This is a genomic window from Xanthobacter sp. NM-59, from assembly GCF_021401125.1.
Lineage (GTDB): Bacteria > Pseudomonadota > Alphaproteobacteria > Rhizobiales > Xanthobacteraceae > Xanthobacter.
On the sequence record NZ_JACBFQ010000007.1, the window covers coordinates 161,429 to 174,325 of the forward strand.

A 12,897-nucleotide genomic window follows, 5' to 3' on the forward strand; every position below is an offset into this window, starting at 1 on the left:
GCGCGCCACCCTTCCCCGCGCCCGGTTCCCTTTCCCAGCGCAGAGGCGTGAGGGCCATGGCGGAGCGCCGCGCCCATGGCCCCGCCGCCCCTCACTCCGGGCGCCAGGCCCGCAGCAGCAGGGCATTGGTGATCACGCTCACCGAAGAGAGCGCCATGGCCGCTGCCGCCACCATGGGCGACAGCAACAGGCCGATCACCGGATACAGGATGCCCGCCGCGATGGGCACGCCGGCGGCATTGTAGACAAAGGCGAACAGCAGGTTGCGGCGGATGTTCGCCATCGTCGCCTTGGACAGCGAGCGGGCGTGGCAGATGCCCAGCAGGTCGCCCTTGAGCAGGGTGATGCCGGCGCTCTCCATGGCAATGTCAGTGCCGGTGCCCATGGCGATGCCCACATCCGCCACCGCCAGAGCGGGCGCGTCGTTCACACCGTCTCCGGCCATGGCCACCACATGGCCTTCCTTGCGCAGGCGCTCCACCACCGCGGCCTTGTGGTCCGGCAGCACCTCGGCTTCCACTTCCTCGATGCCGAGGCGCTTGGCGACGGCGAGGGCCGTTGTGCGGTTGTCGCCGGTCAGCATCACCACGCGCACGCCATCGTCGGCGAGCCGCTTCAGGGCGGCATCGGTGGTGTCCTTCACCGGATCGGCCACGGCGATGACGCCGGCGGCGTGGCCATCCACCGCCACCAGCACGGCGGTGGCGCCGTCTTTCTGGTAGCGCTCGGCAGCCGCGGTGAGATGATCAGTGTGCACGGCGTGCTCACCCAGGAAGGCCGCATGGCCGATCACCACGGTGCGCCCGTCCACCATGCCACTGATGCCCTTGCCGGCCGGGCTCACCACACCCGAGGGCTCGGCCAAAGCGAGCTCACGGGCCTTGGCCTCCGCCACCAGGGCCGTGGCCAGGGGGTGCTCGCTGGAGCGCTCCAGGCTTGCGGCGAGGCGCAGCACCTCATTGGCCTCGAAGTCGCGCAGGGGCTGGACCGCCACCACCTTGGGCTTGCCGACGGTGAGGGTGCCGGTCTTGTCCACCACCACCACGTCCACCTTCTCCAGGCGCTCCAGGGCCTCCGCGCTTTTCACGAGTACGCCGAGCTGCGCGCCGCGCCCCACGCCCACCATGATGGACATGGGCGTGGCGAGGCCAAGGGCGCACGGGCAGGCGATGATGAGCACCGACACGCCCGCCATGAGGGCGAAGGTAAGGCTCGGCTCCGGCCCCACCACCAGCCACACGGCGAAGGCGATGGCGGCAGCCGCCACCACGGCGGGCACGAACCAGCCGGAAACCTGATCGGCCAGCCGCTGGATGGGCGCCCGCGAGCGCTGGGCCTGGGCGACCATCTGGACGATCTGCGAGAGCACGGTGTCGCGACCCACCTTCTCGGCGCGCATGACGAACGCACCAGAGGAATTCACCGTGCCGCCGATGACCTTTTCTCCAGTTTCCTTCGATACCGGCATGGATTCCCCGGTCACGAGGCTTTCATCCACCACCGCGCGGCCTTCGGTGATGATGCCGTCCACCGGCACCTTCTCGCCGGGCCGCACCCGCAGCACATTGCCGGGGGCGACGAGATCGAGCGCCACTTCCTCGTCGATGCCATCGGGGCGCACGCGCAGGGCGCTCTTGGGGGCCAGCGACAGCAGGGCCTTGATGGCGCCGGAGGTCTTCTCGCGGGCGGTAAGCTCCAGCATCTGGCCGAGCGCCACCAGCACCGTGATGACGGCCGCCGCCTCGAAATAGACCGGCACCGCACCGCCATGGGTGTGGAACGCCTCCGGGAACAGGCCGGGCAGGAACGTGGCCACCAGAGAATAGGCATAGGCCACGCTCGTGCCCATGCCGATGAGGGTGAACATGTTGAAATTGCGCGTCTTCAGTGAAAGCGCGGCGCGTTGGAAGAAGGGCCAGCCCACCCAAAGCACCACTGGCGTCGCCAGCACGAACTGCACATAGTTCGAGATCTGCGGCGCCAGCAGATGCAGGCCGAAGGCATGCTCGCTCATGGCCAGCACGAACACCGGAATGGTCAGCACGAGGCCGATCCAGAACCGGCGGGTCATGTCCACCAGCTCCTCGTTCGGCCCCTCGTCGAGGGTGACGAGCTCCGGCTCCAGCGCCATGCCGCAGATGGGGCAGATGCCGGGGCCGACCTGCCGGATCTCGGGATCCATGGGGCAGGTATAGATGGTGCCCTCCGGCACCTCCTCGGGCGGCGGCGGCGCCTTCTCTCCGGTATAAACGCCCGGATCGGCCTTGAACTTGGTCTCGCAGGAAGACGAGCAGAAGAAATAGGTCTTGCCGGCATGGCGCGCCGCATATTTTGCGCTCGCGGGCTCCACCGTCATGCCGCAAACGGGATCGATCACGGGCGCCAGATACTGTTCCGGATTGGCTTCGAACTTGGTCTTGCAGCCGTTGCTACAGAAGTGGAACGTCTTGCCATTATAATCCGCGCTGGGCTTTCCCGCCTCCGGGGAAGGGTCCACATCCATGCCACACACCGGGTCTTTCACCTTGCCCTTGGTCGGGGCGGGCCCGGCGTGGTCATGCGCGGCGTGGTCATGCCCGCCACAGCAGGCGCCGGTGGGGGCGGCTTCGGCGAGATAGCGCTTGGGGTCGGCCTCGAACTTGGCCTTGCAGCCGTTGCAGCAGAAATAGAAGGTCTTGCCTTCATAGGTGCTGGTGGGCTTGCCCGCGGCAGCCGAGGTGTCCACGTCCATGCCGCACACCGGGTCCTTGGCGGTGGTGGACGCGGCGTGGTCATGCCCGCCGCAGCAGGCGCTGGCCGCGTCGTGGCCGGTGGGGGTGTGATCGTGGGCCATGCCGCTATCCTCTCCGCTCTCAAAGCGCGGCGCGAAGCCTTGGCCCATCCGCTCCCCGCGGCCTTGAGCCGGCGCACGCCCGGAAGAATTCAAAAATCGCCTCAGTCTACCGCATCGACGCAAACTCTTCAGGCGATGCCGCCGTGACCGAGCCTGAAGACACGCCAGAAACCCCCGGGGGGTATCGGCCTTGTTCATTATACCCGATGGGGGTATATGGCAAGGCATGCGCAGCCCGACCAAGGAACAAGTTCAAAAGCGCCTGAGCCGCATCGAAGGCCAGGTGCGCGGCCTCTCCCGCATGGTGGACGAGGACCGTTACTGCATTGACGTCATCACCCAGATTTCCGCCGTCCGCGCGGCCTTGAAGCGGGTGGAGGAGGAGGTGCTGCGCGATCATGTGGGCCACTGCGTGGAGCATGCCATCAGCTCCGGAGACGCCGAGGACCAGCGCCGCAAGGTGGCTGAGCTGATGGCCGTCATCATGCGCACGGAGCGATAGGCCCCGCGAGCCGGCGCCCTAAAGGGAGAGAGCCAGCAAGACCGCCATGGCGATCATGGCGATGGCCACGCCCGCATCCAGCAGGCGCCACGCATTGGGCGCGCTCATCAACCGACGTGCGCTGCGCGCGCCGGACACCCAGAGGCAAAACCAGATCAGCGAGGCCGTGGCGGCACCGGTGGCGAAGCTGAAGCGCAGCGGGGCGGCCAGGGTCGCGCCCACGGTGCCGATGACCAGCAGGGTGTCGAGCCATACGGCTGGATTGAGCAGCGAGACGATGAGGAGGCGCCTCAGCCCGGCCCCATCCGGGAGGGGTGGGCATGGTTGCTCCGCACCGCTCGGGCCGCCGCCGCGCAAGGCGGCGCGCGCCGCCTGCACACCGTGGAGGAGAAGCAGGCCGATGCCGAGACCCTGGGCCAGCAGCTGCAGGCTTGGAATCTGCTGCAGCAGCGCCGAGAAGCCCAGCATGCCGAGGCACATGAGGATGATATCGCTGAGAACGGCGATGGCGATCAGCCGGGCGGGGGATTGGCCAACCAGCGTCTCTCGCAGGATCACGATATCCTTCGGACCGGGCGCAACGAACATGGCCAGCCCGAGACCAAGACCGTGCATGAGGGCTGAGAGGTCGAACATGACACGCGCCGACAACCTCTCAAGCTGAACCGGTCCCTGCTGGCGAGGCACATGGCAGCCATGGCCTTTGGTTTCCATGCGAGCCCACGGAAAGGCGGGATCGGGCCCCCGGATCGCGCCGCTCCCGCACCGGCAGGCCGGGCCGCCCGCCCCTGGGGCAGGTTCGCAGGTCCGCAAAATGATCACGGAGATCGCGCGAACGATCCATCCTGAGCGTATCGCAGGTTTCATGATGGGCGAATGACGGGGCTGCGCTCACATGGCGCGGCGGGAAGTCGACAGACCTCACCTAGTCACGTCGGATCCAGGGCACACCCGCGCCCCACGGCATCGCAGTCACCATATCTCATTGATTTAATTATGTTTTCTAAACGATTAGCTTCACTGAAGAAGGCCCTATGCCCCGGCGCGCTCCAGCATGATCAGCTCGCTCTCGTCATACGGCCGCCGTTCCAGCTCGCGGAAGCCTTCGGGCGTGACGAAGGCGCCGGTGCGCTCTTCCACCACCAGCAGGGCATCGGGCGTGAGCCAACCGCCGGCCTGGGCCGACGCGATGGCGGCTTCCGCCAGCCCCTTGCCGTAAGGCGGGTCGCAGAAGACGAGGCCATAGGGCTCGCCGGGGCCGAGCGGGCCAAGCCGGGTGGCGTCCCGGCGGAAGATCTTGGTGATGCCGGTGAGGCCCAGGGCCTCAACATTGTCGCGGATCACCCCGCGCGCGCCGGCCGCCTCTTCCACCATGAGCGCGAAGCGCGCCCCGCGCGAGAGCGCCTCGATGGCGAGTGCCCCGGTGCCGGAGAACAGGTCCAGCACCCGCGCGCCCTCGCAGGGGTCGTCATAGGCGTGGGCGAGCACGTTGAACAGGCTCTCGCGCAGCCGGTCCGAGGTGGGCCGGGTGGCGCTGGAGGACGGGCCCTTCAGCACCCGCCCCTTCAGCGTGCCGCCGACGATGCGCATGGGGCCTCTCCCGCGTCAGCGCTTGCCGCGCGGTGCCGAAGGCCGGCCGCCACCGGGGCCGGGCCGCTTGCCGAAAGGCTTGCCGGCTGGGCCTTTGCCGCCTGCCCCCCGGCCACCCGGGCCCTTGCCCCCTGCCGGCCGTCCACCGAAGCCGCCGGGCTTGCCGCCGGAGCGGGGACCGCCCTTGAACCCCTCCTTTGGCGCGCCGCCGCGTTCCGAACGCTCGCCGCCGAAGCCCCGCTCGGCGCGCGCGCCGTGGGGCTTGTCGCCAAAGCTCTTATTGCCAAAGCCTTTGCCGCGGGGCGCGCGCTCGCCACCCGCCGGACGGCCGCCGAAGCCCTCGCCGCGGGGGCGGCGGCCTTCACCGGTTTCCGCGTCAAAACGGCGGGGGCCTTCGCCGCGCGCCGGGCGCTCGCCCCGACGAAAATCCTCGCGCCCTTCGCCATCGCGGGGGCGGAAGGTGCGGGGACCGCGCTCACCCTCGGCCCGGTTGCCGAACCCGCCCTTGAAGCCGCCTTTGCCGCGCATGGGCCGACGGCCTTCACCGCCCTCCTCGCTGCCAAAGTCGCGTCCCGGGGCGCGGCTGCGGCCGGGCCGGTCCTCGCGCAGGCGGAAATCCTCGCGGCCCTCGCCATCACGGGGGCGGAAGCTGCGGGGGCCGCGCTCGCCTTCCGGCCGGCCACCGAAGCCGCCCTTGCCGCGCTGCGGACGATCCTCCTCGAACCGGCGCGGGGCGCCTTCGCCGCGCGGGCGGCGGGGGCGTTCATCGCCGCTGCGATAGGGGGAACGCTCGTCCGTGTCGAACCGCTTGCCGTGGGCGGGGCGGCCGAAGCCCTTGCCGGCGCCACGGGTCGGCCGCTCGTCGCCCGCGCGGGCCAAGCGCTCCACCTTCACGGCGCGGCCCTTGCGATCGGCTACGGTGCCGCGGCTCTCCACCTCGCCGTCCTCCGCGATACGGCGGCGCACGCGCGGGCCCGCAGGGCGGAACTCATCGCGAATGGGCGCTTCGGCCGAGCGGCCTTCGGCGGCCTGGGCACGGGCGGCCAGACGCTCGGCGCGCTCCGCAGCCATGCGGGCGGCAAGGCGATGGGCGGTGTCGGGGTCTTCCTCCACCTCGCGTTCCACCAGGGGCGCCTCGAAATCGGCGCCGGCGGCGGCGGCGAGTTCGGCGCCGATCTGCTCGCGCAGCACGCGGGTGCGCACTTCCTCAATGCCGCATTCGGGGATCTCGCCGAGCTGGAACGGCCCGTAGGAAATGCGGATCAGCCGGTTCACCTTGAGCCCGAGGGCGCCGAGCACGTTGCGCACCTCCCGGTTCTTGCCCTCGCGCAGCGAGACGGTGATCCAGGCATTGGCGCCCTGGACACGGTCGAGCTCGGCCTCGATGGGGCCGTATTCCACGCCGTCCACGGTGATGCCCTTGAGCAGGGTGTCGAGCTTGGCCTGGTCGATCTCGCCATTGGCGCGCACGCGATAGCGGCGCAGCCACCCGGTTTCCGGCAGCTCCAGCACGCGGGCGAGGCCGCCATCATTGGTGAGCAGCAACAGTCCTTCGGAATTGAGATCAAGCCGCCCGACGCTGACGAGGCGCGGCAGGCCCTTGGGCAGGATCTCGAACAGGGTGGCGCGCCCCTCGGGGTCGCGGTTGGTGGTCACCACGCCGCGCGGCTTGTGGTAGATGAAGAGGCGCGTGCGCTCCTTCTCCGGCAGCGGCGCGCCGTCCACGGTAATCTTGTCCTTGGCGGTGACGGTCACGGCGGGGCTGGTGAGCACCTCACCATTCACGGCCACGCGGCCCTGGGCGATCCACTCCTCGATCTCACGGCGGGAGGCGAGGCCGGCGCGCGCGACGACCTTGGCGACGCGTTCCGCCTCCTTCTTCGGGGCGGCGGGCAGCTCGCGCTTGAGGCGGGGGACCTTGTTCTTGTCCTTGCGGGGAGGTGTAGTGCGCGGCATCGCGTGAATCAATTGTGTCCGTTCGGCAGGGCTCAAGCACGAGCCCTGCCGAACGGACACCCTATGGCTGATTGTTTGAACGGATGGGTGGCCTGTTCCACGCCGCGTGCGGCATGAAACGTGTTGGTTCGCCTCTAGCACACCAATTGTGGCGCGGCGAGCGTTGCGACCGCTTTTCGCGTTTCGTTGAAGCTCAAGAGTGTGCGAGATAGTTGTCCATCGCATTTTCTTCTGGCGAAACAATGTTCGTCTTGCCGGAAAATGCTCATCGTGCCGGAGTGCCGCGCGGCGGTTCCGGCGCTGCAAGGGATGGGGATGTCGGGAACCTTCATGCAGATGGCGCTCAACGAGGCGCGGGCGGCGGCGGAGCGGGGTGAAGTTCCGGTGGGCGCGGTGCTGGTGCGCGGCACCCAGGTGCTCGCCCGCGACGGCAACCGGACCCGCGAGCTCAACGACCCCACCGCCCATGCGGAGATGCTGGTCATCCGCGCCGCCGGCGCCCAATTGAAGTCCGAGCGGCTGGTGAATTGCGATCTCTATGTGACGCTGGAGCCCTGCGCCATGTGCGCGGGCGCGGCCTCCTTCGCGCGGCTGCGGCGCATCTATTTCGGCGCGTCCGATCCCAAGGGCGGCGCGGTGGAAAACGGCCCGCGCTTCTTCTCCCAGCCCACCTGCCACCACGCCCCCGAAGTCTATGGCGGCATCGCCGAGCGCCAGGCGTCGGAGGTGCTGCGGAACTTCTTCCAGGATCGGCGGTAGGCCATCACCCGGTTTCAATGGGATCGACGAAATATTCGATCCCATTGAAACAAGCGCGTTCTTCACGCCGCACGCCGCTGCGCCCGCGCGCGCCATAGCACGCGGCACAGTCCTGCAGGGACCCGGAACGGGCCGGGGACGTGTCAGTCGTCCGCCAGGGCGGCGATGACCGCATTGAGCACCGGGAAGCCCTCCGGGGTGACCATCAGGCGGTCGCCCCGGTGCTGCACCAGCCCCTGCTCCGCCAGCGCGCTGATGCGCTCCTGCGACAGGCCGTGGCCCGCGAGGCGGGCATAGCGCAGGAGGTCCACCCCCTCCCTCAGGCGCAGGCCCATGAGAAGCATCTCGTCGGCCTGTTCGGGGCGGCTCAGGGGCTCATCCGTCATGATGCCGTGGCCCTGGCGATCCACCAGGTCCAGCCAGGCGTCGGGCATTTTCTCCACGTAGGTCGCCCGGCGCTCGCCCTGCACCGCAATGCGCCCATGGGCGCCCGGGCCAATGCCGGCATAGGTGCCGTAGCGCCAATAAACGAGGTTGTGCCGCGCCTCCGCCCCCGGCCGGGCGTGGTTGGAAATCTCGTAGGCGGGAAGGCCGGCGGCCGTCGTCACCTCCTGGGTGACGTCCCACAAGGCGCGGGAGAGGTCGTCGTCGGGCAGGATCAGCTTGCCGGCCCCGTAGAGCCGCTCGAAGGGCGTGCCCGGCTCAATGGTCAATTGGTAGAGCGAAAGGTGCTCGCAGCCTTCCGCCAAGGCCCGCTTCAGCTCCTGCGCCCAGGCTTCGGGCGTCTGGCGCGGGCGGGCATAGATGAGGTCGAAGGACACCCGCTCAAAGGCCGCGCGGGCGATGGCCACTGCCGCCAGCGCCTCGTCCACCGTGTGCATGCGGCCGAGATTCTTCAGGTCGGCGTCATGGAGCGCCTGCACCCCGAGGGAGACACGGTTCACCCCTGCCGCCCGGTAGCCATGGAAGCGCGAGGCCTCCACGGAGGTGGGGTTCGCCTCCAGTGTAATCTCGGCGCCGGGTGTCAGCGGCCAGGCATCATTGATGGCCTCGAGGATGCCGGCCACCGTTTCCGGCGTCATCAGCGAGGGGGTGCCGCCGCCGAAGAACACCGTTTCCGCCCGCTTCGGCCCGGTAAGGGCGCGCATGTGCGCGATCTCGCGCCGATAGGCCGCAAGAAAGCGCGCCTGGTCGGGCGCCTCCCGGCGCACATGGGAATTGAAATCGCAATAGGGGCACTTGGCGAGGCAGAACGGCCAATGGACATAGACGCCGAACCCGCCATCCGCCGGCTCCCCCATCTTCGCGCCCTGCTCTCCCGCTTGCGGGGGCGGGTTGGAAAGGGCGAAGGCCGCCATGGGGTTGGACGCGGAACGCGGGGCCATGGCCGGCGATGGGCCGGACGCCCCGCCTTGCGCCTGCGATCCGGCGCCCGCCCCCTCATTGCCCTCCCCCGCAAGCAGGAGAGGGTTCATGTCGCGCGGGGGATGATCGCCGGTGCCCAACCCGCTCACGCCTTCAGGCATGCCTGGGAGAGCTTCAGGAAGGCGCGGGCACGATGCGACAGGCCGAAGCCCTTGGGCGGCATGGAGTGCTTCTCGTCCGCCGTCATCTCGGCGAAGGTGCGGGTGTAGTCCTCCGGCGCGAACATGGGATCGTAGCCGAAGCCCTTGGCGCCGCGCGGCGGCCACACCAAAGTGCCTTCCACCACCCCCAGGAACTCCTCCAGGTGCCCATCCGGCCAGGCGATGCACAAGGCCGAGACGAACCGCGCCTTGCGCTGGTCCGGGCTGGTGGCGCCGGCCTTCTGAAGGGCGGCCTCCACCTTCTCCATGGCCATCTCGAAGTCGCGGTCCGGCCCCGCCCAGCGGGCGGTGTGGATGCCGGGCGCGCCGCCCAAAGCATCCACCACGAGGCCGGAATCGTCCGCGAAGGCGGGAAGCTGCGCGGCCTTGGCCGCCGCCTCCGCCTTCAGCCGGGCATTGCCCTCGAAGGTGTCGGCGGTCTCTTCCGGCTCGGGCAGGCCCAGCTCGCCGGCGGAAACCGCGTCCACCCCATGGGGCTCCAGCAGCATGCGCATCTCGATGAGCTTGCCGGGATTGTGGGTGGCCACCACGAGCCGCCCGGTGAGCAGGCGATGAGCCATCAGGCGACGGCCTTCTTCTGCATCTCCACCAGATGGTCGACGCCGCTGCGGGCAAGGCCCAGCAGGGAGAGGAGCTCATCCTGGGTGAAGGGAGTCTTTTCCGCCGTGCCCTGGATCTCGACGATGCCGCCGGTGCCGGTCATGACGAAGTTGGCATCGGTCTCGGCCACCGAATCCTCGGCATAATCGAGGTCGAGCACGGGCGTGCCCTCATAGATGCCGCAGGAAACGGCCGCCAGGTGCTGCTTCAGCGGCATGTCGCGGATCATGGAGCGGGCGCGCATCCACGACAGGCAATCATGCAGCGCGATCCAGGCGCCGGTGATGGAGGCGGTGCGGGTGCCGCCGTCGGCCTGGATGACGTCGCAGTCAATGGTGATCTGCTTCTCGCCCATGGCCACGAGGTCCGTCACCGAGCGCAGAGAGCGGCCGATGAGGCGCTGGATCTCCTGGGTGCGGCCGGAGGGGCGGCCGGTGGTGGATTCGCGCCGCGTGCGGTCGTGGGTGGCGCGGGGCAGCATGGCGTATTCGGCGGTGATCCAGCCACGGCCCTGGCCCTTCAGCCACGGCGGCAGGCGCTCTTCCAGCGTGGCGGAAACCAGCACGTGGGTCTCGCCGAACTTGACCAGGCAGGAGCCTTCGGCGTGGCGCATCACGCCCCGTTCGAATGAAACGGCGCGCATCTCGTTGCTCGCGCGTTTGCTGGGGCGCATGGTGTTTTCCTTCATGTCTCTCTCGTTTCGGGCGCTTCTTTTAGGAGCCCAGCGGGCAAAACCGCAAGGGCGGGCGCATTCCCATTCGAACACGCTTGAAGGAGCGGGCCGGAAACGACACATAATAGGGTGCCGCCCGCCCAGCGGCAGCGCGGCGCGGGCGGCCTCAAGAAGGCGTGCTGTCCCGTGGCGATCGACCCTTTCTTCTCCCTCTCGTCCGGCGCCCTGGCGCAGATCGACGCCCGTGCGCGCGAGATCTTCCGCCAGATCGTGGAAAGCTACCTGGCCACCGGAGAGCCGGTGGGCTCGCGCAACATCTCGCGCCTCATCCCCATGACGCTGTCGCCCGCCTCGGTGCGCAACGTGATGGCGGACCTGGAAGCCGCCGGCCTCATCTATGCCCCCCACACCAGCGCCGGGCGCCTGCCCACCGAGCGCGGGCTGCGCTTTTTCGTGGATGCGCTGATGGAGGTGGGCGACGTCAATGAGCGCGACCGCACCAATATCGAAACCCAGGTGATGGCCGCCGCCAAGAAGACCACCGTGGAGGGCGTGCTGCAGGAAGCCTCGACCCTGCTTTCCGGCCTTGCCCGTGGCGCCGGCGTGGTGACCGCCACCAAGACAGATCCGCGCCTGAAGCATGTGGAGTTCGTGCCCCTCGACCCCGGCCGGGCGCTGGTCATCCTGGTGTCCGAGGACGGGCAGGTGGAAAACCGGGCGGTGGCGCTGCCCCCGGGCCTGCCCGTTTCCGCCCTCACCGAGGCGACGAACTTCCTCAACGCCCACATTCGCGGCCGCACCCTGGCGGAGGCCCGCGATGAGATGGAAACCCTGCTGGCCGAGCTGCGCCGCGACCTGGATGCCCTGACGGCGCGGGTGGTGGAAGAAGGCCTCGCCTCCTGGTCCGGCGACGAACCGGCCGAGCGCAAGCTCATCGTGCGCGGGCAGGCCAAGCTGCTGGAAGATCTCCACGCCCTGGAGGACCTGGAGCGCATCCGCCTGCTGTTCGACGATTTCGAATCGAAGCGCGAGGTGGTGGACCTGCTCGGCCGGGCGGAGGAGGCGCAGGCGCTGCGCATCTTCATCGGCTCGGAGAACCGGCTGTTTTCCCTGTCCGGCTCCTCCACCATTGTCGCACCCTATCGCGACGGCCAGGGCCGGGTGCTCGGCGTGCTGGGCGTGATCGGGCCGACCCGGCTCAATTACGGGCGCATCGTGCCCATGGTGGACTTCACCGCGCGGCTCGTGAGCCGGGTGCTCGGCGCGCCCGGAAGCGTGGACGCAGCCTGAGATTGCGCCGCGCCCGCCTGTGCGGACTTGATTTTTGCCGGCAGGGCTCCGATATCCCGTGTAACTCACGGAAGGTCCAAGAGGACCCAGATCCAGCCAAAAGGAAAGACCGGATGAGCGAGCAGACGCGCGCGCCCGAGACCGGCGACGGTGTCAAGGACCCCGAATTCAACGCCACGGCCTCCGCCGAGGCGGACGCCGCCGCCCAGGCCTCGCCAGAGGCCGACAAGGAGCGCATGGAAGCGGAGATCGCCGCGCTGAAGGACAAGTATCTGCGCGCCTTCGCGGAAGCCGAGAACATCCGCCGCCGCGCCGACAAGGAAGTGGCCGACGCCAAAGTCTACGGCATCGCCTCCTTCGCCCGCGACATGCTGACCGTCGCCGACGATCTCAACCGCGCCCTGGCGACGGTGGACGACGAGGTGAAGGCCCAGGCGGAAGGCCCGGTGAAGGCGCTGCTGGAAGGCATCGAGATCACTGAACGCGCTCTCGCCCAGGCGCTCGAGAAGCACAAGATCCGCAAGATCGAGCCGCGCGGCGAGAAGTTTGATCCCAACCTGCATCAGGCCATGTTCGAGGTGCCGGACCCGTCCGTGCCCAATGGCACGGTGGTTCAGGTGGTGCAGGCCGGCTACGTCATCGGCGAGCGCGTGCTGCGCCCGGCCATGGTGGGCGTCGCCCGCGGCGGCCCAAAGGCCGATGCCCCGGCCGAGGCCAAGCCCCAAGGCGAGGCCTGATCCTCCACCGCGAGAATGGGCGTGCCACGGCGCGCCCATTTTTCCGTGCCCGGGAAACCGAAACCTGCCGATGCGCCGTGAACGGAGCCGAGGGGTTTCGCATTGCATGGCCCTGCCCTGCCGCCGACCGCGAACGGGTCGCAATGTTTGCGGACAGGCACACCGGCCGCGGTGCGCGCACCTTAGACGTGTGAAGCGCGACAGGCCCCCGGCCCTTGCGATCCCTCAGCAGCTGTCTTGAGGCCGCATTCGCCGGACGTGTTGAGGGGCCGCCTCGTGCGAACCCGCGAACGTGCGCACCTTCAAGCCGGCGGAAGTTCGGCGCGCGCGAAAAGTACATGTTAAATCAATAATCTAGATGACCCTTCACT

Annotated in this window: 11 protein-coding genes; 4 read left to right on the plus strand and 7 right to left on the minus strand. The window is 68.9% G+C overall.

Annotated elements, in window-relative coordinates:
* Positions 1-91 precede the first annotated feature (91 nt).
* Positions 92-2,833 carry a heavy metal translocating P-type ATPase gene (locus L0966_RS13980; RefSeq protein ID WP_234052557.1) on the minus strand — a complete coding sequence of 914 codons (2,742 nt, stop codon included), beginning with the start codon at positions 2,831-2,833 and terminating at the stop codon, positions 92-94.
* Between the two features lie 226 nt (positions 2,834-3,059).
* Here L0966_RS13980 and L0966_RS13985 point away from each other — a divergent pair, with 226 nt between their 5' ends.
* On the plus strand, positions 3,060-3,335 hold the full coding sequence (locus tag L0966_RS13985; protein WP_234052558.1) for a metal-sensitive transcriptional regulator: 276 nt from the start codon (positions 3,060-3,062) through the stop codon (positions 3,333-3,335).
* 18 nt (positions 3,336-3,353) lie between these two features.
* Here L0966_RS13985 and L0966_RS13990 read toward each other — a convergent pair whose 3' ends face one another.
* The 3 genes from L0966_RS13990 to L0966_RS14000 form a co-directional block, all read right to left on the minus strand.
* Positions 3,354-3,971, minus strand: a complete 618-nt coding sequence (locus L0966_RS13990; RefSeq protein WP_234052559.1) for a LysE/ArgO family amino acid transporter — start codon at positions 3,969-3,971, stop codon at positions 3,354-3,356.
* Positions 3,972-4,367: 396 nt separating this feature from the next.
* The gene (gene rsmD, locus L0966_RS13995; RefSeq protein WP_234052560.1) at positions 4,368-4,925 is read right to left on the minus strand and encodes a 16S rRNA (guanine(966)-N(2))-methyltransferase RsmD; all 558 of its coding nucleotides are present in this window, start codon (positions 4,923-4,925) and stop codon (positions 4,368-4,370) included.
* Positions 4,926-4,940: 15 nt separating this feature from the next.
* Complete coding sequence (locus L0966_RS14000) at positions 4,941-6,881, minus strand: pseudouridine synthase (protein WP_234052561.1); 1,941 nt, start codon at positions 6,879-6,881, stop codon at positions 4,941-4,943.
* Between the two features lie 315 nt (positions 6,882-7,196).
* Between L0966_RS14000 and L0966_RS14005 the strand changes: the two genes are divergently transcribed.
* Positions 7,197-7,640, plus strand: coding sequence for a nucleoside deaminase (locus L0966_RS14005; protein WP_234052562.1), 444 nt, complete (start codon positions 7,197-7,199; stop codon positions 7,638-7,640).
* 143 nt (positions 7,641-7,783) lie between these two features.
* Here L0966_RS14005 and hemW read toward each other — a convergent pair whose 3' ends face one another.
* From hemW to rph, 3 genes are all read right to left on the minus strand, one after another.
* A complete protein-coding gene (gene hemW / locus L0966_RS14010; RefSeq protein ID WP_234052648.1) occupies positions 7,784-8,941 on the minus strand; it encodes a radical SAM family heme chaperone HemW in 1,158 nt (385 codons plus the stop codon).
* 209 nt (positions 8,942-9,150) lie between these two features.
* Positions 9,151-9,786, minus strand: a complete 636-nt coding sequence (gene rdgB / locus L0966_RS14015) for an RdgB/HAM1 family non-canonical purine NTP pyrophosphatase (protein ID WP_234052563.1) — start codon at positions 9,784-9,786, stop codon at positions 9,151-9,153.
* On the minus strand, positions 9,786-10,499 hold the full coding sequence (gene rph / locus L0966_RS14020; protein WP_234052564.1) for a ribonuclease PH: 714 nt from the start codon (positions 10,497-10,499) through the stop codon (positions 9,786-9,788). Before rph ends, rdgB begins: the two co-directional genes overlap by 1 nt.
* A gap of 186 nt (positions 10,500-10,685) precedes the next feature.
* On the opposite strand from rph, the gene hrcA reads away from it, so the two are divergent.
* The gene (gene hrcA / locus L0966_RS14025; protein WP_234052565.1) at positions 10,686-11,789 is read left to right on the plus strand and encodes a heat-inducible transcriptional repressor HrcA; all 1,104 of its coding nucleotides are present in this window, start codon (positions 10,686-10,688) and stop codon (positions 11,787-11,789) included.
* Between the two features lie 113 nt (positions 11,790-11,902).
* Positions 11,903-12,526 (plus strand): nucleotide exchange factor GrpE, encoded by a 624-nt coding sequence (gene grpE, locus L0966_RS14030; RefSeq protein ID WP_234052566.1) that lies wholly within the window; start codon positions 11,903-11,905, stop codon positions 12,524-12,526.
* The last annotated feature ends 371 nt before the right edge of the window (positions 12,527-12,897 follow it).

Excerpts from the sequence above, each read along its gene's own strand:
- L0966_RS13980 (WP_234052557.1), bottom strand. The coding sequence starts at position 2,833 with ATGGCCCACGATCACACCCCCACCGGCCACGACGCGGCCAGCGCCTGC.
- L0966_RS13985 (WP_234052558.1), top strand. The coding sequence starts at position 3,060 with ATGCGCAGCCCGACCAAGGAACAAGTTCAAAAGCGCCTGAGCCGCATC.
- L0966_RS13990 (WP_234052559.1), bottom strand. The coding sequence starts at position 3,971 with ATGTTCGACCTCTCAGCCCTCATGCACGGTCTTGGTCTCGGGCTGGCC.
- rsmD (WP_234052560.1), bottom strand. The coding sequence starts at position 4,925 with ATGCGCATCGTCGGCGGCACGCTGAAGGGGCGGGTGCTGAAGGGCCCG.
- L0966_RS14000 (WP_234052561.1), bottom strand. The coding sequence starts at position 6,881 with ATGCCGCGCACTACACCTCCCCGCAAGGACAAGAACAAGGTCCCCCGC.
- L0966_RS14005 (WP_234052562.1), top strand. The coding sequence starts at position 7,197 with ATGTCGGGAACCTTCATGCAGATGGCGCTCAACGAGGCGCGGGCGGCG.
- hemW (WP_234052648.1), bottom strand. The coding sequence starts at position 8,941 with ATGGGGGAGCCGGCGGATGGCGGGTTCGGCGTCTATGTCCATTGGCCG.
- rdgB (WP_234052563.1), bottom strand. The coding sequence starts at position 9,786 with ATGGCTCATCGCCTGCTCACCGGGCGGCTCGTGGTGGCCACCCACAAT.
- rph (WP_234052564.1), bottom strand. The coding sequence starts at position 10,499 with ATGCGCCCCAGCAAACGCGCGAGCAACGAGATGCGCGCCGTTTCATTC.
- grpE (WP_234052566.1), top strand. The coding sequence starts at position 11,903 with ATGAGCGAGCAGACGCGCGCGCCCGAGACCGGCGACGGTGTCAAGGAC.